The following is a 23,449-nucleotide window of genomic DNA, read 5'->3' as shown; positions in this document are numbered from 1 at the left end:
CCATCTGGACACGTTCTACGGTCGCCGCAGCGCGTCCGCCGCGCCGGCACCGCCGAGCAGCGACTGCACGCCGTCCAGGTCGCTGGTGGGCTTGCCGCGGACGGCGGGGGTCTTCTGGCCCCCGGCGATCTCGGCCTCCAGCAGCAGCTTGCCGAGCAGCGCCGGGTCCGGCAGCTCCATCGGGTACTCGCCGTCGAAGCAGGCCCGGCAGAGGTTGTCCTTGGGCTGCGCGGTGGCCTCGATCATGCCCTCGATCGAGATGTAGGCGAGCGAGTCCGCGCCGAGCGTGCGGCCGATCTCCTCGATGGTCATGCCGTTGGCGATCAGCTCCGCACGGGTGGCGAAGTCGATGCCGAAGAAGCACGGCCACTTGACCGGCGGCGAGGAGATCCGGATGTGCACCTCGGCGGCGCCCGCCTCGCGGAGCATCTTCACCAGCGCGCGCTGGGTGTTGCCGCGGACGATCGAGTCGTCGACGACCACCAGGCGCTTGCCCCGGATGACTTCCTTGAGCGGGTTGAGCTTGAGCCGGATGCCGAGCTGGCGGATGGTCTGGCTGGGCTGGATGAAGGTGCGGCCCACGTAGGCGTTCTTCACCAGGCCGGAGCCGTACGGGATGCCGCTGGCCTCGGCGTACCCGATCGCGGCGGGGGTGCCGGACTCGGGTGTCGCTATCACCAGGTCGGCCTCGACCGGGGCCTCCTTGGCCAGCTTGCGGCCCATCTCCACCCGGGAGAGGTGCACGTTGCGGCCGGCGATGGAGGTGTCGGGGCGGGCCAGGTAGACGTACTCGAAGACGCAGCCCTTGGGCTTGGCCTCGGCGAAGCGGGACGTCCGCATGCCGTTCTCGTCGATGGCGATCAGCTCGCCGGGCTCCACCTCGCGGATGAAGGAGGCGCCGCAGATGTCGAGCGCCGCCGTCTCGGAGGCGACCACCCAGCCGCGCTCCAGCCGGCCGAGCACCAGCGGGCGGATGCCCTGCGGGTCGCGGGCGGCGTAGAGGGTGTGCTCGTCCATGAAGACCAGCGAGAACGCGCCCTTGACCTTGGGCAGGATCTGCTTGGCGGTCTCCTCGATGGAGAGGTCCGGGTAGCCGGCCAGCAGGGCCGTCACCAGGTCGGTGTCGTTGGTCGCCGCGGACCGGCCGGAGCGGGAGACGTGCTCCTCGCCCGGCAGTTCGGCGACCATCGCCGCCAGTTCGGCGGTGTTCACCAGGTTTCCGTTGTGCCCGAGGGCAAGCGAACCGTGAACGGTCGCCCGGAAGGTCGGCTGGGCGTTCTCCCAGACCGAGGACCCGGTGGTCGAGTATCGGGCATGTCCGACGGCGATATGCCCGTGCAGGGATCCCAGCGAGGTCTCGTCGAAGACCTGGGAGACAAGCCCCATGTCCTTGAAGACCAGAATCTGGGAGCCGTTGCTCACTGCGATGCCCGCGGATTCCTGTCCGCGGTGCTGCAGGGCATAGAGGCCGAAGTACGTGAGCTTCGCGACCTCCTCACCGGGGGCCCAGACTCCGAAGACGCCGCAAGCGTCCTGGGGGCCTTTCTCGCCGGGAAGAAGATCGTGATTGAGTCGTCCGTCACCACGTGGCACGCCTTCGAGTCTAGGGCAGTTCCGTACGCCTTCCCGAACAGGGGAGCCCCCGGTTATTGGCCGATCGAATGGCGACGCGCGTAGACAAAACCCCTTACACGCCGGCGCATTTCTCGACTGACAATTCGTTGAAGCGGCGCACGCCCTTGTCACACGCGCCCGGCGCGCGGATCGGAAAGCTGACGCGCCGTCGTGTCGCACCCCCTGACGTGATGCTGCTCACCCGGCGGGAAGCATCAGTTCCCACGCCCCGGCGTGCACCGTCCAGGTGCGCGCTCGGACCGGCCCGACCCGTGCGCCGTCCGCCTCGTAGCCGAAATGCCGGCCCGCCACCCGCAACGCGGCCACCCGGTGCCGCTGCACGGCGCCCCCCAGGTCGAGGGTCAGCTCCAGGACCCCGTCCACCGGCACCACCCGGAGCAGCCGGACCGGCTGGTGGAGGTCGGCCAGCAGCCGGCCGTCCGCCTCGACCCTCAGTTCGGCCCCCGGCGCCTTCGCCTGCTCGGCCGCAGCGAATTTCGCCCATAGCGAACGCAGGCCGCGCGGCCGGCCCAGCGAGTCCCCCAGGTGCGGTGGCGCGATCCGCACCTCGGCGAGCACCACCCCGCCACCGTCGTCCACCACCAGGTCCAGTTTGCGCGGGGTGCCGCCCAGCACCACCCGGGCCGCCGCGACCGGCTCCACCGGGACGCCCAGCGCCCGCAGCGCCCCGGTGGCCGCAGGCCGGCCCACCGGGACCGCCCCGATCGGGTCGGCACCCAACTCGCGCTGGCGGTGCAGGGCCTGCAGCACCCGCTGGAGCGCCAGATCGGATCCGATCACGACCGGTCGACGGCGGCCCCGGTGCGACAGCACCCGGTCAAGTTCGGACGGGCTCTCGGGCAGCGCCACCTTGACGTCCGCGCCGCCGCACAGCACGTCCTTGGCGATCCGAACCGACTCGCCGTCGGTCTGCCTGGCCGCCGGGTCGAGGAGGACCAGCAGCGGGCCGGGGCCGCCGCGGTCCGCGGGGTGGGATGCGGGCGTGGACAGGGACGACACGACCGGTCCTTCCTCAGGTAATCTCTCGGTGCAAGAGCCCCTTGCGCTATTGCGCCAGGGGCTTCGTCTATCTCGGGTCAGACTGCGGCCTACGCAGGATGCCCCAACCGGAAGGGGTGTACGCCTGTGCCGGCACTCGTGCTCGTTGGCGCCCAGTGGGGGGACGAGGGCAAGGGGAAGGCGACCGACCTCCTCGGTGGCTCCGTCGACTACGTCGTTCGTTACCAGGGCGGCAACAACGCCGGCCACACGGTGGTCATCGGCGACCAGAAGTATGCACTGCACCTGCTGCCTTCCGGCATCCTCAGCTCGAATGTGGTCCCGGTGATCGGCAACGGCGTCGTCATCGACCCGGGCGTGCTGCTCTCGGAGCTCAGCGGGCTGAACGAGCGGGGCATCGACACCTCGAAGCTGCTGATCTCGGGCAACGCCCACCTGATCACCCCGTACCACCGCACCCTGGACAAGGTCACCGAGCGCTTCCTCGGCAAGCGCCGGATCGGCACCACCGGCCGCGGCATCGGCCCGACCTACGCGGACAAGATCAACCGCGTCGGCATCCGGGTCCAGGACCTCTTCGACGAATCGATCCTTCGCCAGAAGGTCGAGGCGGCGCTGCACGACAAGAACCAGCTGCTGGTCAAGCTCTACAACCGCCGCGCCATCCCGGCCGAGCTGGTGGTCGAGGAGTACCTCGGCTACGCCGACAAGATCCGCCCCTTCCTCGCCGACACCACGCTGGTGCTGGACGAGGCGCTGAAGGCGAACAAGGTCGTCCTGCTGGAGGGCGGCCAGGGCACCCTGCTGGACGTCGACCACGGCACGTACCCCTTCGTGACCTCGTCCAACCCGACTGCCGGCGGCGCCTGCACCGGCGCGGGCATCGGCCCGACCAAGATCGACCGGGTCATCGGCATCCTCAAGGCGTACACCACCCGCGTCGGCTCGGGCCCGTTCCCGACCGAGCTGCTGGACGCCGACGGCGACGCGCTGCGCCGGATCGGCGGCGAGCGCGGTGTCACCACCGGCCGCGACCGCCGCTGCGGCTGGTTCGACGCCGTGATCGCCCGCTACGCGACCCGGGTCAACGGCCTGACCGACTTCTTCCTCACCAAGCTCGACGTCCTCACCGGCTGGGAGCAGATCCCGGTCTGCGTCGCGTACGAGATCGACGGAAAGCGCGTCGAGGAGCTGCCGTACAACCAGTCCGACTTCCACCACGCCAAGCCGGTCTACGAGACGCTGCCGGGCTGGACCGAGGACATCAGCAAGGCCCAGACCTTCGCGGACCTGCCGAAGAACGCGCAGGCCTACGTGAAGGCGCTGGAGGAGATGTCGGGCGCCCCGATCTCCGCGATCGGCGTCGGCCCCGGCCGGACCGAGACGATCCAGATCAACTCGTTCATCTGACCGGCGACGCCCGCGCGTCCACCGGCCACTCGAAGGCCCCGCACTCCGGTGCGGGGCCTTCGGGCTTTCCCGCCGCCGCAATTGCACTAGTTCATAACTATATTGCATCTAGTTCAAAGTCGGGCTAGCTTCTGGCACATGACCGCGAAGACGCCCGTTCCCATCACCCTCACCGGCGCCCACGTCCGGCTGGAGCCGCTCACCCCCGCCCACGCGCCCGACCTGTTCGCGGCGGCCGGCGGCGACGAGGAGGTCTGGCGGTGGATTCCCGTGCCGGTCCCGCGGACCGAGCAGGAGCTGCGCCGGGTCAACGACGACCGGATCGCCGACCCGAACTGCCTGCCGTTCGCGGTGATCCAGCTCGCCACCGGCCGCGCGGTCGGCGTGACCTGCTACTTCGACTTCAGCGCGGAGGACGAGCTGCTGGAGATCGGCGGCACCTGGTACGGCCGCTCGGTGTGGCGCAGCGCGGTCAACACCGAGTCCAAGCTGCTGCTGCTCCGGCACGCGTTCGAGGAGCTCGGCGTGGGCCGGGTCTGCTGGAAGACCGACCACCTCAACGAGCGCTCGCAGAACGCCATCCGGCGGCTCGGCGCCAGCTACGAGGGCACCTTCCGGCGGGCCAGGCGGCGACCGGACGGGAGCTGGCGGGACAGCGTCTGGTTCTCGATGCTGAGCGACGAGTGGCCCGCCGCCAGGGCCCGGCTGAGCGGGCGTCTGGCAGCGGGCCACACGGCCGGCTGAACCGGGGTCAGGCGATCGAGGCGGCGACGATCGCGGCGACCGAGATGTTGCACGCGGCGGTGACCCACACCGCCGGGTGCGGCTCCGGGTCGACCAGGATCGCGCCCAGCTTGCCGGGGGTGAGCAGGTCGACCAGCCAGAACGCGACGGCCATCAGCACCAGCCCGAGCAGGCCGAACAGCGCGGTCGAGGCCAGGCCCTTCCCGAACTCGTCGTAGGTGTAGAGGATCGCGGTGAAGACGATGCCGCCGATCCCGAGCAGCGCCGAGCTGAGCACCAGGGCCGCGTTGCGGTTGCGCTCCTGCCAGATCTGCCGGCCGAGCTTGCCCGGGGTCAGCAGGTCGACCAGGCCGACGCCGAGCAGCAGCAGGCCGATGCCGACCGCGCCGAACACGGCGGCGTGTCTCAGGCCGTTGACGATGTCGTTCATGGCAGGTCCCCCATCGAGTCAAGGATCGGCAAAAGATATCCCATGGCAGCCGCCCGGAGGCCGCCGAGTACCATCCCCGCATGACCCAGCACCCCACCGAACCGGCCTCCCGCCGCCGCTCCGGCGCCGTGGCCCTGGGCATGGTCGGCACCCTCGCACTGGCCCTGACCGGCTGCGCGGGCGGCGACAGCCCGCCGCGCCGCTGGGTCGACCCCGGGACCCTCAAGGTGCTGGACGACCACTCCTGCGGCGACAGCCGCTCGGCCGGCCGCTGGTACTACTGCGGTTCCGGCTCGCTGACCGCAGCCGGCGGCACCTTCGAACAGGCCGCCACCAGGCGCGGCGGCTCCGGCTGCCCGAGCGGCGGCAGCTCCGGCTCGGGCGGGGGCTGAGCGGCGGTGCGCCGGCACACCGTCGAACCGCGCCCCGGCTGGCAGGCCACCGTCGAGGGCCAGGGCCTGATCTACGCGGTCTGCGAGGACCCCTGCAACCAGGGCGGACCGCACGCCTACTGGGACGAGAGCGCGTACTACGAGTTCTCCCTGCCCGAGGTCGAGGCGCTGGAGGAGGTGGTCGAGGAGCTGCACGAGCTGAGCCTGGCCGCCGCCGACCACGTGGTGCGCACCGGGCGCTTCGCCGACTACGGGATCACCGACCCGCGACTGGCGGAGGTGGTCGCGGAGTCCTGGCGGCGCAGGGCGGAGCAGCCCGCGGTCTACGGGCGGTTCGACCTCGCGTACGACGGTGTCGGGCCGGCCAAGCTGTTCGAGTACAACGCGGACACCCCGACCTCGCTGATCGAGGCGGCGAGCCCGCAGTGGTTCTGGATGGAGGAGCGCTTCCCCGGCGCCGACCAGTGGAACTCGCTGCACGAGCGGCTGGTCGCCTCCTGGGCCCGGCAGAGGCACCTGCTGCCGCCCGGCCCGGTGCACTTCGCGCACTCGCGCGGCGACACCGAGGGCGAGGACTGGATGACCACCCTCTACCTGCAGGAGACCGCCGAGCAGGCCGGGCTGGCGACGGCGTCGATCGCCATGGAGGACATCGGCTGGGACGGGCTGACCGGCCGCTTCGTCGACCTGGAGCAGCGTTTCATCCGCTCGGTCTTCAAGCTCTACCCGTGGGAGTGGCTGGTCGAGGACGAGTTCGGCCGGCAGCTGCTGGACGGGGTCGACCTCGGCGGCGCCACCGGCTCGACCCTGTGGATCGAGCCGGCCTGGAAGATGCTGCTCTCCAACAAGGCCCTGCTGGCCGTCCTGTGGGAACTCAACCCGGGCCATCCCAACCTGCTTCCCGCGTACCTGGACGGGCCGCGCGAGCTGGCCGGCACCACCGGGTACGCGGCCAAGCCGCTGCTCGGCCGGGAGGGAGCGGGCGTCCGGATCGTCGGGCCCGACGGATCGCAGACCCGCCTGGCGGACTGGGCCGGCGACCCGGACCGGTACGGCGCCGAGGGGCACTGCTACCAGCAGCTGCACCCGCTGCCCGACTTCGACGGCAACCGCCCGGTGCTCGGCACCTGGGTGGTCGACGGCGAGGCCGCCGGGCTCGGCATCCGCGAGACGGACGACAGCCCGATCACCCACCAGGGTGCCCGCTTCCTCCCGCACGTCATCCGCTGAACGCGGCTCAGTCGTTGTGCGAGACCAGCTGGTCGACGCAGACCGCCACCGCCAGCACCAGGCCGGCGTCGGCGCCGTCCGCGACGCTGACCCCGTAGGTGTCGCGGATCCGGAACCACTTGCGGGACACCTCGGCGATCTCGTCGCCGTCCTGCTCGACCCGGAAGTCCTTGTCGATGAGGTCGCCGTGGATCTCCCACTCGCGGCCGTCCTCGAACTCCACGTGGTACTTGTCGCGGAAGGGGGTGAAGAGCTTCTTGCGGACGGTGGCGACCACGTCCCCGTCGGCGTTCTCGATCTTCATGGCGTCCCGGACCGTGATCACCTTCTCCTTGATCACGGCGACCACCTGCCCAGCCGCGTCCTTCAGCTCGAAGGTGTCCCGCAGCCGCAGCACCTTGCCGTCGACCAGGAACGCCTTCTCGCCGTCCTCGCTCTCGATCCAGTAGTCGTCGCCCACCGCGAACAGCCGTTCCCTGACCACGTACTTCATCCCGCAACCCGCCTGTCGTCGCCGTCACTGCCCGGTCCGACCGCCCGGACACCCCGGCGGCCGCCGCCAGCGTAGACCCGCGGCCCGGCCACCGTCCGGAATGCCGGTGCCCGCGGTGGGGTTTGATTGGGGCATGGCTTATCGAGCACGCGTACGCGCCCCCGAGCTGGTGGGCAAGGGCGGATGGCTGAACACCGGCGGCAAGGACCTGTCGCTGGCGGACTTCCGCGGCAAGATCGTCGTACTGGACTTCTGGACGTTCTGCTGCATCAACTGCCTGCACGTCCTGGACGAACTCCGGGAGCTGGAGGAGAAGCACCGCGACACCGTGGTGATCGTCGGTGTCCACTCGCCCAAGTTCGTCCACGAGGCGGACCACCAGGCCGTCGTCGACGCCACCGCCCGGTACGAGGTGCACCACCCGGTGCTGGACGATCCGGAGCTGGTCACCTGGAAGCAGTACGCCGTGCGGGCCTGGCCGACCCTGGTGGTGATCGACCCCGAGGGGTACGTGGTCGCCCAGCACGCCGGTGAGGGGCACGCGCACGCGATCGCCCGGCTGGTCGAGGAGCTGGAGGCGGAGCACGCGGCCAAGGGCACCCTGCGCCGCGGCGACAGCCCCTACGTCCCGGCCGAGCCCGAGGCGGGCGACCTGCGCTTTCCGGGCAAGGCCGTCCGGCTGCCCGACGGCCACTACCTGGTGGCCGACTCCGGCCACCACTCGCTGGTCGAGCTGGCCGAGGACGGCGAGAGCGTGCTGCGCCGGATCGGCGACGGGGAGCGCGGGCTGGTGGACGGCGACGCGCCGCGGTTCAGCGAGCCGCAGGGCCTGGCGCTGGTGCCGGCCGGCCTCGACCTCGGCTACGACGTCGTGGTCGCCGACACCGTCAACCACGCGCTGCGCGGTGTCCGGCTGGCCGACGGCTCGGTGACCACCCTGGCCGGCACCGGCCGGCAGTGGTGGCAGGGCTCCGCCACCGAGGGCCCGGCCCGCGAGGTGGACCTCTCCTCGCCGTGGGACGTCGCCTGGTTCGACGGCCGGGTGTGGATCGCGATGGCCGGCGTGCACCAGCTCTGGGCCTTCGACCCGGCCGGCGGCACCATCGGCGTCACCGCCGGCACCACCAACGAGGGCCTGGTGGACGGCCCCGCGGGCGAGGCCTGGTTCGCCCAGCCGTCCGGACTGGCCGTCTCGCCGGACGGCGAGCGGCTCTGGGTCGCCGACTCCGAGACCTCCGCGGTGCGCTGGGTTTCACGTGAAACGCTCACGGTGCACACCGCCGTCGGCACCGGCCTGTTCGACTTCGGCCACCGCGACGGCGCGGCCGAGCAGGCGCTGCTGCAGCACCCGCTGGGCGTCACGGTGCTCCCCGACGGTTCGGTGGCGATCTCGGACACCTACAACCACGCGCTGCGCCGCTTCGACCCCGTGACCGGCGAGGTGACCACCCTGGCCACCGACCTGCGCGAGCCCTCCGGCGCGGTGGTGGTGGACGGCGACATCGTGGTGGTGGAGTCCGCTCGGCACCGGCTGACCAGGCTGCGGCTGCCCGAGGAGGCCGTGCGGGTCGAGTCGGTGGCGCACCGCACCCGGCGGGCGGCCACCGAGGTCGCCCCGGGCCGGCTGCTGCTGGACGTGGTGTTCTCCGCCCCGAGCGGCCAGAAGCTGGACGAGCGCTACGGGCCGTCGACCCGGCTGCTGGTCAGCTCCACCCCGCCCGAACTGCTGGTCTCCGGCGCGGGGGCGGACAGTGCGCTCTCCCGTGAGCTGGAGCTCTCCGCCGAGGTCACCGAGGGGGTGCTGCACGTCTCGGCGATGGCGGCGTCCTGCGACGACGACCCGGCGATCGAGTACCCGGCCTGCCATGTGCACCAGCAGGACTGGGGCGTACCGGTGAAGTTGACGCCGGGTGGGGCCGACCGGCTGCCGCTGGTGCTGGCCGGAATGGAGTGACGCCGCGTCGGTCGGGGCCCCGCCCGGGGCCCCGACGGGCCGTCAGCCCTCCAGGAACGCCTTGATCGCGCCGGCCAGCAGGTACGGGTCGTTCGCCCCGCACAGCTCGCGGGCGGAGTGCATGGACAGCGCGGCGATGCCGCAGTCCACCGTGGTGATGCCGAGTCGGGCCGCCGTGATCGGGCCGATCGTGGTGCCGCAGGGCATGGCGTTGTTGGAGACGAAGGTCTGCCACGGCACGCCGGCCTTCTCGCAGGCGGCGGCGAAGACCGCGCGGCCGATGCCGTCGGTGGCGTAGCGGTTGTTGACGTTGACCTTGAGGATCGGGCCGCCGTTCGGCATCGGGTGGTGGCCCGGCTCGTGGCGCTCGCTGTAGTTGGGGTGCACCGCGTGGCCCATGTCCGAGGAGAGGCAGATGGTGCCGGCCAGGGCGCGGGCCCGGTCCTCGGAGGTGCCTCCGCGCGCGTGGACCGTACGCTCCAGGACGTTGCCCAGGAGCGGGCCCTGCGCTCCGGTGTCGGACTCGCTGCCGGTCTCCTCGTGGTCGAAGGCGGCGATCACCGGGATGTAGGGCAGCTTGCCGCCGCCGTCGGCCACCACCGCGGCCAGCGCGGCGGTGGAGGCGTGCACGGAGAGCAGGTTGTCCAGCCGCGGCCCGGCCAGCATCTCGCGGTTGCGCCCGAGGTAGGAGGGCGGCTGGACGTCGTGCGTCATCAGGTCCCACCCGGCGATGTCGCCGGCCGGCACCCCCGCCCGCTCCGCGACGAACTCCATCAGCAGCCCCTCGGTCACGTCGCCGATTCCCCAGATCGGCGTGAGGTGACGCTGCTTGTCGAGCTTGAGCCCGTCGTTGACCTGGCGGTCGAGGTGGATGGCGAGCTGCGGGACGCGCAGCAGCGGCTCGTCGATCTGCACCAGCCGGGTGGTGCCGTCGCGCAGCGCCAGCCGGCCGGAGAGGCCGAGGTCGCGGTCGAGCCAGGTGTTCAGCGGCACGCCGCCGTAGATCTCCACGGCCACCTGCCGCCAGCCTGCCGACCCGGTGTCCGGCACCGGCTTGACCCGCAGGTTGGGCGAGTCGGTGTGCGAACCGACGACCCGGAACGGTGTCTGCGGGCCGACCCCCTCGGGGATGTACCAGGCGATCAGCGCGCCGCCGCGGATCACGTACCGGCCCCCGGTCGCCCCGTCCCACGCGTCGGTCTCGGAGATCCGCCGGAACCCGACCTTCTCCAGCCGCTCCGCGGCGCTCGCCACCGCGTGGAAGGGGGAGGGCGAGGTGGCGAGGTAGGCGATCAGGTCGTCGGTGTGCGTCCGGTCGAAGTAGGCCGGGCGGGCAGCGGTCGACATGTTGCTCCTGAGTTGAGGGAGTTCGGACGCCGGATGGGGGACCGGCTCCGCACCTGAGCATATGCCCGTACACGGACATGACACCGTGAACTCAAGAACGGTGACACAACGGTGAGCATTGATGCCCAGCTGCGACATCGGCCTCGGCCCCGACACCCGCGGATCGGCTTCCGGCGGGCCCTTCGGGGCGGCCTCGGCGACCCCGGGCGCCCCCGACGGCGACCGGCGGACGGAACACCGCGGGGCCCGGTGGTGTACCGGGCCCCGCGGTGTGAGGGTGGGTCAGGCGGTCGGAACGGCGAGGCCTAGAAGGCCTCCTCCGCGAGGTCCATGATCTCGTTGTCGACACCCTCGGCGATCAGGCGCTGCGGGGTGATGGTGGGCAGGATGTTGCGGGCGAAGAAGCGCGCCGCGGCGACCTTGCCCTGGTAGAACGGGACGTCCTTCTCGGAGGCGCCCGCCGCCAGCTTCGCCAGCGCCACGGAGGCCTGACGCAGCAGCAGCCAGCCGACCACGACGTCGCCGGAGACCATCAGCAGGCGGGTGGTGTTGAGGCCGACCTTGTACATGTTCTTGACGTCCTGCTCGACCGAGGAGAGGTCGGCCAGCAGCTTGCCGACGATCGCCTCCAGGTCGCCGGCGGCCTTGGCGAGCAGCTCGCGCTCGGTGGCCAGGGCGTCGCCGCCCTCGGCCGCGCCGAGGAACTTCTGGATCTGCTCGGAGACCGCGGTCAGCGCCTGGCCGCCGTCCTTGACGATCTTGCGGAAGAAGAAGTCCAGGCCCTGGATCGCGGTGGTGCCCTCGTAGAGGGTGTCGATCTTGGCGTCCCGGATGTACTGCTCGATCGGGTACTCCTGCAGGTACCCGGAGCCACCGAAGGTCTGCAGGGACTGGGCGAGCTGCTCGTAGGACTTCTCCGAGCCGTAGCCCTTGACGATCGGCAGCAGCAGGTCGTTCAGGCGCTCGGCGGCCTCGTCCTGCTCGCCGCGCAGGCGGGCGGCGAGGACGTCGTCCTGGGTGGAGGCGGTGAACAGGACCAGCGCGCGCATGCCCTCGGCGTACGCCTTCTGGGTCATCAGCGAGCGGCGGACGTCCGGGTGGTTGGTGATGGTGACCCGGGGGGCGGCCTTGTCCAGGAAGTTGGAGATGTCGGCGCCCTGCACGCGCTCCTTGGCGTACTCCAGCGCGTTCAGGTAGCCGGTGGAGAGGGTGGCGATGGCCTTCGTGCCGACCATCATCCGGGCGAACTCGATGATCTTGAACATCTGGCGGATGCCGTCGACGGTCTCACCGAGCAGCCAGCCCTTGGCCGGGTGCTTGGCGCCGAAGGTCAGCTCGCAGGTGTTGGAGGCCTTGAGACCCATCTTGTGCTCGACGTTGGTGGCGTAGACGCCGTTGCGCTCGCCGAGCTCACCGGTCTGCCAGTCGAAGTCGAACTTCGGCACGATGTAGAGGCCGAGGCCCTTGGTGCCGAGCTTGCCGCCCTCGGGGCGGGCCAGCACCAGGTGGATGATGTTCTCGGACATGTCGTGCTCGCCCGAGGTGATGAAGCGCTTCACACCCTCGATGTGCCAGGAGCCGTCCTCCTGCTTGATCGCCTTGGTGCGGCCGGCGCCCACGTCGGAGCCCGCGTCCGGCTCGGTCAGCACCATGGTGGAGCCCCACTGGCGCTCGACCATGCGCAGCGCGACCTGCTGCTGCTCCTCGGTGCCCTCCTCGCTGACGACGCCGGCGAAGGCCGGACCGGAGGAGTACATCCAGATCGCCGGGTTCGAGCCGAGGATCTGCTCGGCGAACGCCCAGACCAGCGAGGACGGGGTGACCTGGCCGCCGATGGCCTCCGGGATGCCCAGGCGCCACCACTCGGCGTCCATGAAGGTCTGGTAGCTCTTCTTGAAGGAGGCCGGCACCGGCGCGGTGCTGGTCTCCGGGTCGAAGACCGGCGGGTTGCGGTCGGCGTCGACGAAGGACGCGGCGAGGTCGTTCTCGGCGAGGCGCGAGATCTCGCTGAGGATGTTCTTCGCGGTGTCGACGTCCATGTCGGCGAACGGACCGGTGCCGTACACCTGGTCGCGGCCGAACACCTCGAAGAGGTTGAACTCCACGTCCCGCAGGTTGGACTTGTAGTGACCCATGGCCGTTTTCTCCGGTTCGTCGCTTCCGGGGGTCCGCCGCTACGAGCGCCCCACTTACCCACCAGTAGGCACCATGATGCTACCCGTTGGTAACTTGTTCAAGCCCTCGGACGTGAAAGCACTATGAACGTGGTCACGTCCCACAACCCGAGACCCCTGCGCATTGTCCGGATCAGCCGCCGCACACGGACCCCGGGCCCGATAGCCTGTCCCTGTGTACGGCTATGAGCAGACCGCATACCAGGGCGACCCCTACCAGCAGCAGACCATGCAGCAGGGGATGAACGGCATGCCCGGCTCCGGTGCGTACGGCGACCCCCAGCAGGCCGCCCCCCAGCAGTCTCTCTACCCGGAGCCCTCACCGCCATCCCTCGCGGACGCCGTCCGGGCCTTCACCACGGGCTCGATGCCGGTCGAGGACTTCCAGGCCATCTTCATCACCTCCAAGGTGTTCTGCCCCCGCGGCGACCGGCCGGGCTTCCTCGCCCTGCACAACACCCCGACGCCGGTGATCCCGATGTTCAGCTCGGTCAAGGAGCTGCGCCGGTACGCCGGCAAGGAGTCCAAGCACTTCAGCGTCAGCGGCGCCGAGGTGCTCGACCTGCTGCCCACCGGCTACGGCTTCGCGCTGGACATGGAGGGCGAGCACCGGATGGTGTTCGACGCCAAGGCGGTCGAGCAGATGGTCGACTTCACCATGCGCCGGATGTACGGCTGAGCCCTCCGGCCGCACCGCAGACCTTCACGCCCCAGCCCGACCCAGCCCTCGTCCCGGGCATTGACCCCGACGCATGGTTGAAACTTCAACCTTGCGGTTGGTTGAGAGTTGAACTACTCTTGCGGATGTAGGCCACAGACCCCCGAAGGAGGCCGACATGCCCGCCGTGACCGTCGACAACCCGCTGACCCTCCCGCGCGTCGCCACCCCCGACCCGACCCTCGCGGTGCCCCGGCCGGTCCTCTCGGTGGTCACCGCCCCCGAGGGCTTCGAGGGCGAGGGCTTCCCGGTCCGCCGGGCGTTCGCCAAGGTCAACCAGAAGTTCCTCGACCCGTTCATCATGATGGACCAGATGGGCGAGGTGGAGTACGCCGCGGGCGAGCCCAAGGGCACCCCGTGGCACCCGCACCGCGGCTTCGAGACCGTCACCTACCTGATCGACGGCGAGTTCATCCACCAGGACTCGCACGGCGGCGGCGGCCACCTCGGCGGCGGCGACACCCAGTGGATGACGGCCGGCTCCGGCATCCTGCACATCGAGACCCCGCCCGAGTCGCTGGTGGCGTCCGGCGGCCTGTTCCACGGCATCCAGCTCTGGGTCAACCTCCCGGCCAGCGACAAGATGACCGGCCCGCGCTACCAGGACATCCACGGCGGGCACGTGACGCTGCTCTCCACCCCGGACGGCGGCGCGGTGCTCCGGCTGATCGCCGGCGAGCTGGACGGCCACCGGGGCCCGGGGGCCACCCACACCCCGATCACCCTGATGCACGCCACCGTCACCCCCGGCGCGCAGCTCACCATCCCCTGGCGGCCGGACTTCAACGCCCTGGTCTACGTGCTCAACGGCGACGGGAAGGTCGGCGCGGAGGGCCGCCCGGTGCACACCGGCCAGGCCGCGGTCTTCGGCGCCGGTGACACCGTCACCGTCTCGGCCGACGCCAAGCAGGACGCCCGACACCCCAGCCTGGACGTGATCATCCTGGGCGGGCAGCCGATCCGGGAGCCGGTCGCCTGGTACGGACCGTTCGTGATGAACAGCCACCGCGAGCTGCAGCAGGCGATGGAGGACTTCCAGTCCGGCGCCTTCGGGCACCCGATCCCCTGACCGCACGCCCTTCGCAGGAACACCCGCCGGCGGGCCGGCCCCTCCCCGGGGTCGGCCCGCCGACCCGTTCGGACCCGGGCGTCGAGGGCGGAGGCGTCGTCGTGGGCCTCGCCCCGGGGCCACCGTCCGCCGCGGACGTCGGTCCGCTCGGCCACCCGGACCGGCCCCGATCCCTCCGCGGGGTGCGCGGCACCCCCGGTGGCACCCGCCCGAACCGGGACATAACGTCACACTGTAGGCCGTTCGCGCGAGGAGTCGGCGCGCTGGGAGTCTGGAGCAATGTGATGGTCTGGCAGTTCTTCGTCCTCCTGATCGCCTCGATCGGCTTCCCCGTCCTGGCCCTGCTCTACATGATCGGCGGGCCCTACTTCCCCGACGAGCACCACGACGGGCAGCACTAGGCAGGACCTGGTCCGGTCTCCGGTCGGGAACAGGCCGGGGCCGGGCCGGTACGCCCCGGGCCGGCGGATCGCCCGCCCGCGCCGCGATGGCAGCGGGACGGGGCCGGGACGTGGCAGTCTGTGCCTGCACATCAGCTCCCGTCCAGGAGGTCCCCGCATGAGCAGCGAAACAGCCGAACCCGAGCAGCAGCCGACCCCGGAGCCCGAGGCCGCCGCGGCGGCGGACGACGTCAAGGCGAAGTTCCTCGCCGCGCTGGAGCGCAAGCACGGCGGCAAGGCGGGCAGCGGCGCCGGCGGCGCAGGCGGCGAGTCGAAGATCCACGGCGCGCACAGCGCCGCGGGCGGCAAGCGCACCTTCCGCCGCAAGAGCGGCGGCTGACGGTCGGTCGGAGCAGGGGCGGGTCGCCGGGCGGCCCGCCCTTCCTCGTCCGCGACCGGGGCTGGACGGTGTTCGAGGACGCACTCGTCCGCCAGAGCCCGGACCTCTTCGCCCCTGACCGCCCCGGGCCGGACCTCTAGGACGCCAGGCGCCGCTCGATCAGGGCCGCGAAGGCCAGCAGGCGCTCGTCGCCGCCGACCGGTCCCACGCACTGGAGCCCCAGGGGAAGGCCGTCCAGCCGCCCGGCCGGGAGGGTCACCGCGGGCGCGCCAGCGAAGCTCCAGGGCAGGGACATCACCGCGTCGCCGGTGCTGTCCAGGCCGCGTGGGGCGGGGCCGGTGGCCGCCGGGGCGAGCCACAGGTCGATCCCCTCGGCCGCCGTCCGTTCGGCCAGCCGTCGCCGGAAGGCGTCCCTGGCGTGCAGGGCCGCCGCGTGGTCGGCCGCGTCGATCTCGTGGCCGCGCCGGATCTCGGCGGCCGTCTCCGGCCGGTAGAGGCCGCCGAACCGGGCGAACAGGTCACGGTGCACCTGGGCCAGTTCGTAGCGGTCCACCAGCTGCAGGTGCCGGACCAGGTCCTCGAAGTCCGCCAGCACCTCGATCCGGCGGATCTCCAGCCCGTCGGCCCGCAGCCGGCGGAGCGTGCCGTCGAACGCCGCGCGGGCGGCCGGCTGCACCCGGTCCAGGTAGGCGCCGGCCGGCACCCCGCACACCGGTGGACGCCCGGGATCCTGCGGGGCCCAGCCGTCGCACAGCACGGCGGCGGCGAGCCGGGTCCCCGCCAGATCGGAGGTGAAGACGCCCACCGTGTCCAGGCTCGGGGAGTGCGCGATCACCCCGTCCACCGGGATCCGTCCGTACGTCGGGCGAAAGCCCACCACCCCGCAGTAGGCCGCCGGGCGGATCACCGAGCCGACCGTCTGGGTGCCGATCGCCAGCGGTACCAGGCCCGCGGCGACGGCCGCGGCCGAACCGCTGCTGGATCCGCCGGGCGTGTGCGCCGGATCGTGCGGGTTGCGGGTCGCGCCGGGCGCGCGGACGGCGAACTCGGCGGTCACCGTCTTGCCCGCGATCAGCGCACCGGCCGCCCCCAGGCGGCCGACCAGGGAGGCCTGCGGGCCGCCGAGCACGCCGGGTGGCAGGGCCGAGCCCGCGTGCGTGGGCAGTCCGTCGACGTGCACGACGTCCTTGATCCCGACCGCTACGCCGTACAGCGGCGGGCGGTTCGCGGCGCCGGCCGCCCCGGACGCCTCCAGCAGCCGGGCCGCCCCGGCCAGCCGGTGGTACCGCCCGGGCTCGGGCACGAACGCCCGGACCACCGGGTCCAGCCGGTCGATCCGGGTGCACAGCCGCTCCACGTGCGCGGCCGGCGAAGTCTCCCCCGCGCGCAGCGCGGCGGCCTCCGGCACCAGCGGGACCATCGGCTCCATGCCGTCAGGCCGCCCGCCCGGCGTCGGCCCGAGCGGCCGGGGGCGGCGTCACCCGTGCTCGGTCGGCAGGTACGGGGCCTCGCGCAGGTACAGCGCCCCGCAGCTGTGGCAGTGCAGGTCCGGGTGCTCGACCCAGTGCTTGGCGTCACGGATCTCGGCGCCCGGGTCCAGCTCCCGGCCGCACATCGCCACGGTCGTGTCCCCCCGCACGATGTGCCAGGTCTTCACCTCGCCCGACGCAACACCCGCCGGACCGTACTCGGCACGCATCTGATGAATCATGGGATCCATGCTCCGAGGGCTCCGGCGGGCGGGCAACTCCTGGGCTCGGGAGCGGCCCGGGACGGGGCTCACGAGGCGCGCAGCAGCGCGTCGTCCTGCCACTTGAGGACCTTGTCGAAGCTGACGATCGCCCCGCGCAGCGGATGGTTGCGCAGCTGCACGTGGTCGGTGAGGGCGTGGATGAGGAACAGGCCGCGGCCGCTCTCCGCGGCGAGATCGGGCAGGGCGTCGAGATCCGGGGTGCGCACCAGGGCCGGGCGGCCGGCCGGCAGGACGTGGGTGTCGTACGGGGCGGGGCGGTCGGCCGGGCGGGAGCGGCGGCCGGCCAGGATCCGGGCGGGCAGCGAGGCCCGGCCGCGCCGGGTGCGGCACCGGCCGCCGGGGCGGACCGCGGCGAGCGTGCTCGCGGGGCGGCGCAACGGCGGGACGGCGGGCAGCACGGGCGCGGCGATCGGCGGCAGGCCCGGGCCGGAGTCGACCACCTCGATGCGCAGGCGGTCCCCGGTGATGGAGGCGGTGACCTGGAAACCCTCGTCGGGTCGGCCGGTCACGGCGTGCTCGACCGCGTTGGCGCAGGCCTCGGTGAGCGCGACCCCGAGGTCGTAGGCGATCTGGGGGTCCACGCCCGCGGTGTCCATCGCGCCGAGCAGGATGCGCCGGGCCAGCGGCACACTCGCCGGGTCGCGCTTGAGGTGCAGAGTCCACCAGATGTCCACGGGAGGTCCCTCCTGGCTGCGGCTCCACATACAACTAGGTATCTCCGACCGATCCGGCACCGAACCGTCCGCCGGGGGCGGGACCACCCGTCCGGCGGATGGACTGATGTAGGACTCTGTGCCGAGCGGCGCATTGGACGGCGCGCGCGCCGGGCCCGAACGGGGCAATCGGATGACATTCCGATCCCCGGGTCCGACCGCCGCAGGCCCCGACCCTGGGTCCCGGCTGGGGGTTTCCGGGGATCCGCGACCCTCCCTCGGGCCGCGTGGCAGGCGGTGAGATGATGGCCCGGCCATGACCGAGAGCCACGCCGCGCCGCGCCGAGGAGCCGCCGGACACCCGACCGGGGTGCCGGCTGCCGCCTGGGATCTGCGGCTGGCCCGCGCGGTGCCGTTCGCGCTGGTGTGCACGCTGATCGCCGCGGCCGGGCACGCCCTGGTCGGCGGCGGCGAGGTGGTCCTGCCCGCGCTGGTGCTCGGCTTCGCCGCGGTCCTCGCGGTGGCCGTCCTGCTCGGTGGCCGCGAACGGTCGATGACCGCGATCGCCGGGGCACTCGGGGTGGGCCAGCTCGGCCTGCACCTGCTCTTCCACGCGGCCGGTTCCGTGGCCGGGGTGAGCGCGGCGGTCGGTTCGATGGCCTCGATGCCGGGCATGCCGCCGTACGGTCCCCCGGTCACCCTGCCGGAGCTGGCCGGCCGGCTGCTCTGCGACGACCGGCCCGGCAACGGGCTCTCGGCCGTCCCGCCCGGCCGGACCGCCGAGCAGGTGGTCAGCGCCGCCGGTCTCGACCCGCGGGCGTACGCCCTCGCGGGCTCGCACGCGGACGGCTCGCACGCGGCCGGAGTCCTCGGGATCAGTCCGGCGATGCTGGTCGGGCACCTGGCCGCGGCCCTGGTGGCCGGCTGGTGGCTGCGGCGCGGCGAGGAAGCCCTGTGGCGGCTGGTCCGGGTCACGGCGAGCGCCGCACAGGAGTGGGCGCACCCGTTGCGCAGCGCGTTCGCGCTGGTCGCGGCGGTGCTGCTGGGCCTGCCGGCGGGCGAGGGGAAGAACCGTCGGCCCGGTGGGCCGGCGGAGGACTGGCGGCTGCCCGGGGTCGCGGCGCTGCGGCACAGCGTGCACCGGCGGGGCCCGCCGGCGGCGGCCTTCGCGCGCTGACCCGCGAGCCCGCTCGGCGTCCTCGGACGCGGCGGGCCGGGCGCGCCCACGCACAGCCGTACCCGAGCGCGGTACGGCAGTCGTCCACCGCCACAGCCCCAGTGCCCACGTACCGCCGCCGGGTGCGGCCGCACGTGCGCCCGTCTCCCCCAAGGAGCAACCAGATGCGTTCCCTTCCTGCCCGCCGGATCGCCGCCGTCGCCGCCGTCGCGGCCTCGACCGTCATCGCCATGGCCGGTCCCGCCTTCGCGCACGTGACCGTGCAGCCGGGCAACGCCCAGCAGGGCGGCTACTCCGCCGTCGCCTTCCGGGTGCCGAACGAGAACGACAACGCCGCCACGGTGAAGCTCGAGGTCAGCCTGCCGATGGACCACCCGATGGCCTCCGTCCGCACCGAGCCCGTCCCGGGCTGGACCGCGACCCTCGAGAAGAGCAAGCTCGACAAGCCGCTCAAGTCGCACGGGCAGGACATCAACGAGGCCGTCTCGAAGATCACCTGGACCGCCAACGAGGGCACCAAGATCGGGCCCGGCCAGTTCCAGGACTTCAAGGTCTCGCTCGGCGCGCTGCCGACCGACACCGAGAAGCTGACCTTCAAGGCGCTGCAGACCTACGACAACGGCGACGTGGTGCGCTGGATCGAGGAGCCCAAGGAGGGCCAGCCCGAGCCCGCCAAGCCCGCCCCGAGCCTGACCCTGACCGCCGCCCCCGCCAAGGCCGCGGCTGGCTCCAGCGCCTCCCCCGCCGCCGGCGACCACCACGGCGGTGACGCGGCCAAGGGCGGCGAGTCCGCCGCGCAGGCGAGTTCCTCCTCGGACGACTCCACCGCCCGGACGCTCGGCGTGGTCGGCATCGTCGTCGGCGTGATCGGCGCGGCCCTGGGCGTGGCCGGTCTGCGCCGCAAGAACAGCAGCTCCGCCTCCTGACCCTGGCCGGCGGGGGCCGTACCGCCGCTCGGCCCGGGCACCCGTCCCGGGCCGTGGTGCGGCCCCCGCCGGCGACACTCCCGCACGATCGGATCATCCCCATGGCACGTACGACGTCAATCGCGAAGCCCCGCCCGTCGAAGAGGTCACGGCTGCTCGGCGCCGCCGCGGTCGCGCTGGCGGGCACGCTCGCGCTCACCGCCTGCGGCTCCTCGTCCCCGAGCGGTGCCGGCGCCGGCGCCGCCAGGATCAACAAGGAGAGCGGCAACTCCCCCTACCAGGGCAGCGTGCTCAAGAAGCACTTCGACAAGCCCGACCTGACCCTCAGTGACACCGCCGGACAGCCGTTCGACCTGCGGACACAGACCGCGGGCCGGGCCACCCTGCTGTTCTTCGGCTACACCAGCTGCCCGGACGTCTGCCCGACCACCATGGGCGACATCGGCGTGGCGATGTCGAAGCTCTCCGCCGAGGACCGCAAGAAGATCAACGTGGTCTTCGTCTCCACGGATCCCGCCCGGGACAACCCCACGGTGCTGCGCACCTGGCTCGACTCGATGGGCAAGGACTTCATCGGCCTGACCGGTGACCTGGACAAGGTCAAGGCCGCCGCCAAGACGCTCGGGGTACTGGTCGAGGACCCGATCGTCAACGCGGACGGCTCGGTCACCTCCTCGCACGGCGCCCAGGTGCTCGCCTTCCTGCCGAGCGACGACAAGGCCCACCTGCTCTACATGAGCAACACCCCGCTCGACACCTACGCGCACGACCTCGCGCTGCTGGCCAAGGGCGTCGCCGCGTGAGCCGGGTCTTCCGCCACAGCGCGCTGGCCGGCGCGGGGCTCTCCCTCGTCCTGGCGGCCGGCGCGATCGTGGTCGCCTGCGGCTCCGGGGACACGGCCGGCGCGGCCGCCGGGGGCGGCGCGGGCGGCGCCGACGCGAGGGGCGGCCCCGGGGCGAAGCTGGTCGTCTCCGACCCGTACATCCCGGTGCCCGCCGTCGCCGGCGGGATGGGGGCCGGGTACCTGACCGTCCGCAACGACGGCGGGGACGCCGACCAGCTGCTCAGCGTGTCCAGCCCCGCCGCCGACTCCGTCACCCTGCACCGGTCCTCCGAGACCACCATGCAGGAGGTCGGCAGTCTCCCGGTGCCCGCCCACGGCACGCTCCTGCTCGCCCGGGGCGGCACCCACCTGATGATCATGGGCTGGCAGCGGCCGCCCACGGTCGGCGACGAACTCGAACTCGACCTCACCTTCGCCAAGAGCGGCACGATCTCGGTCAAGGTGCCGGTCAAGCCGCTGACCTACCGCCCGGGGAGCTAGCGGATGCTGCTGATGCTGTTGCGGAAGAGGATCGCGGCGCGGTCACTGGTGGCCGTCCTCGGCGCGGTCGCGGCCCTGCTGATCGGCGGGGCCGGGACGGCGTCCGCGCACGCCACGCTGGTCGGCACGGACCCGGCGCAGAACGCCGTCGTGCCGACCGCGCCGACCGCCGTCACCCTCACCTTCAGCGAAGGCGTCTCGCTCTCCGCCGACTCGGTGCGGGTCCTCGACCCGGCCGGCAAGGCCGTCGACTCCGGGGACCCGGCGCACGTCGGCGGCAAGGCCGACAGCGCCCGGGTCGGCCTCAGGTCCGGCCTGGCCGACGGCACCTACACGGTCGCCTGGCGAGCGGTCTCGGAGGACTCGCACCCGGTCGGCGGCGCGTTCACCTTCTCGATCGGCGCCCCCTCCGACACCTCGGTCTCGGCCTCCGCCGTCCAGGGGGCGAAGGCGGACACCGCGGTCGCCGCCGCCTACGGCACCGCTAGGACCGTCGCGTACGCGGCCTTCGCCCTGCTGGCCGGCACCGCCGCGTTCGTCCTGCTGTGCTGGCCCGGCGGCGCCGCCGTACGGCAGGTGCAGCGGCTGCTGATGACGGGCTGGATCGCCCTGCTGGTCTCCACCGTGGCGGTGCTGCTGCTGCGCGGCCCGTACGAGCGGGGGACCGGGCTCTCCCAGGCCTTCGACCTCACCCTGGTCCGCAGCACCCTCGACGAGCGGATCGGCACCGCGCTGGCGGCCCGGCTGCTGCTGCTGGCGGCGGGTGGGGTGTTCCTGTCGCTGCTGGTGGGGCAGCTGGGACAGCCCCACCAGGCCGGGCAGCCGGATGGTGTGCGCCGGGACGCGGGAGCGGGCTCCGGGAACGGCGGTGCGGGCTCCGGGGACGAGGGGGGCGCGAACGGCGCCGGCGGCGCCGACCCCGAGGAGGCCGAGTTGCGGCGGCTGGAGCTGCGCGCGGCCGAACGGCCGCAGCGGGACGCCCGGCTCGGGCTCGGGCTCGCCGGCCTGGTGCTCGCCGTCGCGCTCTGTGCGACCTGGGTCGGCGCGGACCACTCCGCGGTCGGGATCCAGGTCTGGCTCGCGCTCCCGACGGCCGCCGCGCACCTGCTGGCGATGGCGTTCTGGCTCGGCGGACTGGCCACCCTGCTGGTCGGGCTGCGCCACGGCCTGCGGCTCGCCGCCGTCGAACTGTTCTCCAAGGTGGCCCTCGCCTGCGTCACGGTGCTCGCCCTGACCGGGCTGTACCAGTCCTGGCGCGGGCTGGGCAGTTGGTCGGCGCTGGTCGACACCGAGTACGGGCGACTGCTGCTGATCAAGATCGGATGCGTTGCCGCGATGGTCGGCGTCGCCTGGATCTCGCGCTCGTGGATCGCCCGGCTTCGGGTCGCCGTGCCGGCGACGGCCGAGGCCGCGGAGACGGGCCAGACGGGCGAGGCGGTCAAGGCGGGCGGGAGGGCCGATGCGGTCGAGGCCGTCGAGGCCGTACAGGTCGCCAACGGCAACGCGACGGTGGCCGGCTCGGCGGCTGACGCCGGCAACGGCGACGCCGTCAATGACGGCGACGCGAACGGTGACGGCGACGACAGCAGCAACGGAAACGCGGGCAGCGACGACGATGCGGTGCGCCGGGCCCAGCTGGCGCGACAGCGGGCGGCGCGAGCTGCCGCGACCACCAGGCGGGCCAAGGACGGCACGCCCGCCCGGGCCGGGTTGCGGCGGTCGGTGCTGGTGGAGTCGGTGGTCGCGGTGGCAGTCCTGGTGGTGACCACGATGCTGACCAACTCCCCGCCCGGACGGGTCGCCTCGGCCATCGCCGCGAACGAGCGGTCCCAGGGGGCGACGCAGACGCCGGCGCCCGGAGCGAGTGCCGTACCCGGGCGGACGGTCGAGCTCAAGCTGCCGTACGACACCGGCGGGCGCACGGCGGGCGCGAAGGGCACGGCGACGGTGAGCATCAACCCCGCGGCCACCGGGAGCAACGCCGTCCAGCTCAGGCTCGACGACTCCACCGGCCGGCCGGCCGAGGTGCCGGAGCTGGAACTGGCCTTCACCCTGCCGGACCGCGATCTCGGGCCACTGCCGGTGACGCTGAAGGCCGAGGGCACCGGCCGCTGGTCGGGTACCGCACAGCTGCCGCTGACCGGGAACTGGGTGGTCTCGGTGACCGTACGGTCCTCGGACATCGACCAGGTGACCTCGGTCCAGCAACTGAAGATCGGCTAGCCGGGAGCCGGCCGAGGC

22 protein-coding genes are annotated in these 23,449 nt (G+C 72.6%); 13 read left to right on the top strand and 9 right to left on the bottom strand.

Annotated features, from left to right (window positions below):
- Positions 1 to 15: 15 nt before the first annotated feature.
- Together purF and OG871_RS20595 are read right to left on the bottom strand one after the other, a co-directional pair.
- The gene (gene purF / locus OG871_RS20600) at positions 16 to 1,593 is read right to left on the bottom strand and encodes an amidophosphoribosyltransferase (protein ID WP_371498436.1); all 1,578 of its coding nucleotides are present in this window, start codon (positions 1,591 to 1,593) and stop codon (positions 16 to 18) included.
- Between the two features lie 219 nt (positions 1,594 to 1,812).
- Positions 1,813 to 2,634 (bottom strand): diacylglycerol kinase, encoded by an 822-nt coding sequence (locus OG871_RS20595; RefSeq protein WP_371498435.1) that lies wholly within the window; start codon positions 2,632 to 2,634, stop codon positions 1,813 to 1,815.
- A 126-nt stretch (positions 2,635 to 2,760) separates the two neighbouring features.
- On the opposite strand from OG871_RS20595, the gene OG871_RS20590 reads away from it, so the two are divergent.
- Positions 2,761 to 4,044, top strand: a complete 1,284-nt coding sequence (locus tag OG871_RS20590; protein WP_371498434.1) for an adenylosuccinate synthase — start codon at positions 2,761 to 2,763, stop codon at positions 4,042 to 4,044.
- 138 nt (positions 4,045 to 4,182) lie between these two features.
- Positions 4,183 to 4,788, top strand: a complete 606-nt coding sequence (locus OG871_RS20585) for a GNAT family N-acetyltransferase (RefSeq protein ID WP_371498433.1) — start codon at positions 4,183 to 4,185, stop codon at positions 4,786 to 4,788.
- Positions 4,789 to 4,795: 7 nt separating this feature from the next.
- Here OG871_RS20585 and OG871_RS20580 read toward each other — a convergent pair whose 3' ends face one another.
- Complete coding sequence (locus OG871_RS20580; protein WP_371498432.1) at positions 4,796 to 5,218, bottom strand: DUF350 domain-containing protein; 423 nt, start codon at positions 5,216 to 5,218, stop codon at positions 4,796 to 4,798.
- 80 nt (positions 5,219 to 5,298) lie between these two features.
- Between OG871_RS20580 and OG871_RS20575 the strand changes: the two genes are divergently transcribed.
- Positions 5,299 to 5,610: a hypothetical protein gene (locus OG871_RS20575; protein WP_371498431.1), complete on the top strand. Its 312-nt coding sequence runs from the start codon at positions 5,299 to 5,301 to the stop codon at positions 5,608 to 5,610.
- A gap of 6 nt (positions 5,611 to 5,616) precedes the next feature.
- Positions 5,617 to 6,840 carry a glutathionylspermidine synthase family protein gene (locus OG871_RS20570; RefSeq protein WP_371498430.1) on the top strand — a complete coding sequence of 408 codons (1,224 nt, stop codon included), beginning with the start codon at positions 5,617 to 5,619 and terminating at the stop codon, positions 6,838 to 6,840.
- A 7-nt stretch (positions 6,841 to 6,847) separates the two neighbouring features.
- Here OG871_RS20570 and OG871_RS20565 read toward each other — a convergent pair whose 3' ends face one another.
- Positions 6,848 to 7,333, bottom strand: a complete 486-nt coding sequence (locus OG871_RS20565; protein WP_371498429.1) for an LURP-one-related/scramblase family protein — start codon at positions 7,331 to 7,333, stop codon at positions 6,848 to 6,850.
- Positions 7,334 to 7,466: 133 nt separating this feature from the next.
- On the opposite strand from OG871_RS20565, the gene OG871_RS20560 reads away from it, so the two are divergent.
- Positions 7,467 to 9,287, top strand: coding sequence for an NHL domain-containing thioredoxin family protein (locus OG871_RS20560; protein ID WP_371498428.1), 1,821 nt, complete (start codon positions 7,467 to 7,469; stop codon positions 9,285 to 9,287).
- Positions 9,288 to 9,329: 42 nt separating this feature from the next.
- Here OG871_RS20560 and OG871_RS20555 read toward each other — a convergent pair whose 3' ends face one another.
- Together OG871_RS20555 and OG871_RS20550 are read right to left on the bottom strand one after the other, a co-directional pair.
- The gene (locus OG871_RS20555; protein WP_371498427.1) at positions 9,330 to 10,634 is read right to left on the bottom strand and encodes a M18 family aminopeptidase; all 1,305 of its coding nucleotides are present in this window, start codon (positions 10,632 to 10,634) and stop codon (positions 9,330 to 9,332) included.
- Between the two features lie 305 nt (positions 10,635 to 10,939).
- Positions 10,940 to 12,769: an acyl-CoA dehydrogenase gene (locus OG871_RS20550; protein ID WP_371498426.1), complete on the bottom strand. Its 1,830-nt coding sequence runs from the start codon at positions 12,767 to 12,769 to the stop codon at positions 10,940 to 10,942.
- 214 nt (positions 12,770 to 12,983) lie between these two features.
- On the opposite strand from OG871_RS20550, the gene OG871_RS20545 reads away from it, so the two are divergent.
- The 3 genes from OG871_RS20545 (at position 12,984) to OG871_RS20535 (ending at position 15,375) form a co-directional block, all read left to right on the top strand.
- A complete protein-coding gene (locus OG871_RS20545; protein ID WP_371498425.1) occupies positions 12,984 to 13,487 on the top strand; it encodes an SseB family protein in 504 nt (167 codons plus the stop codon).
- Between the two features lie 157 nt (positions 13,488 to 13,644).
- Positions 13,645 to 14,595 carry a pirin family protein gene (locus OG871_RS20540; RefSeq protein WP_371498424.1) on the top strand — a complete coding sequence of 317 codons (951 nt, stop codon included), beginning with the start codon at positions 13,645 to 13,647 and terminating at the stop codon, positions 14,593 to 14,595.
- A 558-nt stretch (positions 14,596 to 15,153) separates the two neighbouring features.
- Positions 15,154 to 15,375, top strand: a complete 222-nt coding sequence (locus OG871_RS20535) for a DUF5302 domain-containing protein (RefSeq protein ID WP_371498423.1) — start codon at positions 15,154 to 15,156, stop codon at positions 15,373 to 15,375.
- A 136-nt stretch (positions 15,376 to 15,511) separates the two neighbouring features.
- On the opposite strand, the gene OG871_RS20530 is transcribed toward OG871_RS20535, so the two are convergent.
- The 3 genes from OG871_RS20530 to OG871_RS20520 form a co-directional block, all read right to left on the bottom strand.
- On the bottom strand, positions 15,512 to 16,804 hold the full coding sequence (locus OG871_RS20530) for an amidase (RefSeq protein ID WP_371498422.1): 1,293 nt from the start codon (positions 16,802 to 16,804) through the stop codon (positions 15,512 to 15,514).
- Positions 16,805 to 16,852: 48 nt separating this feature from the next.
- On the bottom strand, positions 16,853 to 17,086 hold the full coding sequence (locus OG871_RS20525; protein WP_371498421.1) for a hypothetical protein: 234 nt from the start codon (positions 17,084 to 17,086) through the stop codon (positions 16,853 to 16,855).
- 68 nt (positions 17,087 to 17,154) lie between these two features.
- Positions 17,155 to 17,802 (bottom strand): ATP-binding protein, encoded by a 648-nt coding sequence (locus tag OG871_RS20520; RefSeq protein ID WP_371498420.1) that lies wholly within the window; start codon positions 17,800 to 17,802, stop codon positions 17,155 to 17,157.
- A gap of 295 nt (positions 17,803 to 18,097) precedes the next feature.
- Between OG871_RS20520 and OG871_RS20515 the strand changes: the two genes are divergently transcribed.
- The 5 genes from OG871_RS20515 (at position 18,098) to OG871_RS20495 (ending at position 23,431) form a co-directional block, all read left to right on the top strand.
- Positions 18,098 to 18,958 carry a hypothetical protein gene (locus OG871_RS20515; protein WP_371498419.1) on the top strand — a complete coding sequence of 287 codons (861 nt, stop codon included), beginning with the start codon at positions 18,098 to 18,100 and terminating at the stop codon, positions 18,956 to 18,958.
- Positions 18,959 to 19,122: 164 nt separating this feature from the next.
- Positions 19,123 to 19,884, top strand: coding sequence for a YcnI family protein (locus tag OG871_RS20510; RefSeq protein WP_371498418.1), 762 nt, complete (start codon positions 19,123 to 19,125; stop codon positions 19,882 to 19,884).
- A 101-nt stretch (positions 19,885 to 19,985) separates the two neighbouring features.
- Positions 19,986 to 20,687 carry an SCO family protein gene (locus tag OG871_RS20505; protein ID WP_371498417.1) on the top strand — a complete coding sequence of 234 codons (702 nt, stop codon included), beginning with the start codon at positions 19,986 to 19,988 and terminating at the stop codon, positions 20,685 to 20,687.
- Positions 20,684 to 21,208, top strand: coding sequence for a copper chaperone PCu(A)C (locus OG871_RS20500; protein ID WP_371498416.1), 525 nt, complete (start codon positions 20,684 to 20,686; stop codon positions 21,206 to 21,208). Before OG871_RS20505 ends, OG871_RS20500 begins: the two co-directional genes overlap by 4 nt.
- 3 nt (positions 21,209 to 21,211) lie before the next feature.
- Entirely contained in the window at positions 21,212 to 23,431 is a 2,220-nt protein-coding gene (locus OG871_RS20495; RefSeq protein ID WP_371498415.1) for a FixH family protein, read from the top strand.
- Positions 23,432 to 23,449: the final 18 nt, after the last annotated feature.

The sequence above is a fragment of the Kitasatospora sp. NBC_00374 genome (assembly GCF_041434935.1).
GTDB lineage: Bacteria > Actinomycetota > Actinomycetes > Streptomycetales > Streptomycetaceae > Kitasatospora.
This window is presented reverse-complemented; position numbering and strand designations above follow the sequence as displayed.